The organism is Desulfofundulus sp. (assembly GCF_049701015.1).
Classification (GTDB): domain Bacteria; phylum Bacillota; class Desulfotomaculia; order Desulfotomaculales; family Desulfovirgulaceae; genus Desulfofundulus.
Genome location: NZ_JBNATZ010000361.1, coordinates 1 through 1,954 on the forward strand (window position 1 = coordinate 1; position 1,954 = coordinate 1,954).

The 1,954-nt window shown below is 55.2% G+C and carries 4 protein-coding genes; all 4 read left to right on the forward strand.

Annotation, left to right across the window (positions count from 1 at the left end):
- A partial coding sequence (locus ACPLUI_RS14365) for a S1 RNA-binding domain-containing protein (RefSeq protein WP_424660926.1) occupies positions 1-438 on the forward strand: 438 nt, incomplete at its 5' end.
- 35 nt (positions 439-473) lie between these two features.
- Positions 474-680, forward strand: a complete 207-nt coding sequence (locus ACPLUI_RS14370) for a hypothetical protein (protein ID WP_424660927.1) — start codon at positions 474-476, stop codon at positions 678-680.
- 38 nt (positions 681-718) lie between these two features.
- Positions 719-1,468: a hypothetical protein gene (locus tag ACPLUI_RS14375; protein WP_424660928.1), complete on the forward strand. Its 750-nt coding sequence runs from the start codon at positions 719-721 to the stop codon at positions 1,466-1,468.
- A gap of 295 nt (positions 1,469-1,763) precedes the next feature.
- Positions 1,764-1,954 (forward strand): LA_3696 family protein (locus ACPLUI_RS14380; RefSeq protein ID WP_424660929.1); only part of this gene is annotated, 191 nt, incomplete at its 3' end.

Genomic DNA, 1,954 nt, shown 5'->3' on the forward strand with positions numbered 1-1,954 from the left:
ACCCGGGTGGGCCGCCGCAGGGCCATCCTGGACATCTCCGGCGTCCCCGGAGTTCTGGAAGCCAGGGAATACGACTGGGGCTGGACGGACGACTTGAGTGCCCGGCTCAAAGTGAATGAAACCCTGAGCGTGCTGGTGCTCTCTGTTGACCGGGAAAAAGAAAGGGTAACAGTTTCCCGCAGAGCCCTTCTGCCGGATCCCTGGCCGGGAATCGAGGAGAGATACAAAGTTGGCGACGAGATTGCGGGCCGGGTCACCGGGGTTGAAAAATACGGGATTTTCGTTAATCTTGAACCCGGGATAGATGCCCTGACACCCCACATGGTCCGGGGTTACCCGATGGTAGGAGACTACCTGTACGTGCGGATTACCGGGATAGACCCGGAAAAAAGACATATCAGGGCGAGGGTAATCAGGAGGCTGAACATTGCTGGTTAAGAATGTAAGCCGGGGAAGCAACCCCCGGCTTTTTCTTGTTAAAAAGAGAAGTGGGGCGAAACAACATGGAGATCAACATCATCGCTACGTATCTTTGTCCTGAATGCTGGAGGTGGGTAACCGGGCGGGAAGTTCTCGATGAAATGTATTGCCCGGGGTGCGGTGAAAAAATGGAGCTTGTAGCGGTATCCTGTTTCCCTGTCGGGAAAACCGTTTGGCAGAAGGCTGCGGTAGCAGGTTAAGATGGCCTGGTATACAGTATACAAAGGAGGTACTGCTGATGCCGGTTTCGAGTCCTGTTATTGGTGACCCCGCTACCTCTCACAAAGGGAGTACGCATACTGTTCCCGTTCAGGGTGAATTCCTTTCCCCCTGCTCACTGCGCAACGGGTACCGTCTGGAATGGGGAAGCGTGTCAGCCTTCAGGCCGCCCGGTCACCTGCCCCCGGTAAATCGGGAGATGCTGGAGTTCCTTTGTACCACCGGCGTAGCTACCCGCGTACAGCTTTCCAGGTTTTATCGAGGAGACAAAAAGAAGGTCGCCATGCTGGCGAAGGTAGGAGTGCTGGTGGAACACCGGCTTACCGGGGAAAAAAGGACGGTGATCTTTTATACTCCCGGGCCTGCTGTTGCCCTTTTAGGCTTTCCCTGGACTCCCGGCTGGTGGGAGCAACTGCCGCTTATAGACGTTCTGAAGCGCCTGATTGCCAACCAGCTGTACCTGCGGTTCAGGGAGGTGGCCCCGGTCAAAGTATTTCCGACCCGGCCGCTACTTACCGGTGCCATGTTGTTCAACGGGCTGGACTACGGGATAGCGGTTGTCCGTATGGGAGAAGACGGCAGGGAGTTGAGGTGGGCTGAAGCTGAAAGATTGATAGTTGTCGCGGAGGAGCTGGAGCAAGCGCTTGCCGTGGCTCCACACATTCGCGCCCCGGCCAGGTATACCTTCGACCGGTTGCTGTTCAAGGAGCCCCTGGCCCGGACATTTCTCCGGGCCAGGGACGGGATTTTGGTTCCGGAGGCTGGATAATTTTTTCTTGCAGGGTCAACCTTTCCGTGGTATAATCTTCCCGGGTTGGCTAACATATCAGCGGCGCAGCGCCCGTTAGAAACGAGCAGCGCATGGCCGCAGGGCTTATTCCACGGTGGAGTACCCGGCAGCAGCCGAGCAGTATTGGACCGTGTAAGGAAAGTTGCAGCTTTCCCCGGGAGAGACCCTGCCGGTAGTACAGGGTCGTTGAGACGAAAAATTACGCTTTTGGACTAAAGCCTCACCATGTCCTTCAGGCAGGTGGGGCTTTTTGTTTGTGCCAAAATATGATAACATGGGAGGTGAGAAAGGGGTGGCAGAAATGACCCTTGTTCTGGTACCGAAAGTTCTCAGAGACAAACTGGGTGATGATGGAGCGGAAGCGCTTATTCAATTGCTTAACGCGACGGGGGAATCCGTAAAAAGTTCCGTCGTTGAATTGGTAGAAACGGGTTTTATAAAGAACCTGTCGGAGATGCGTTCTGA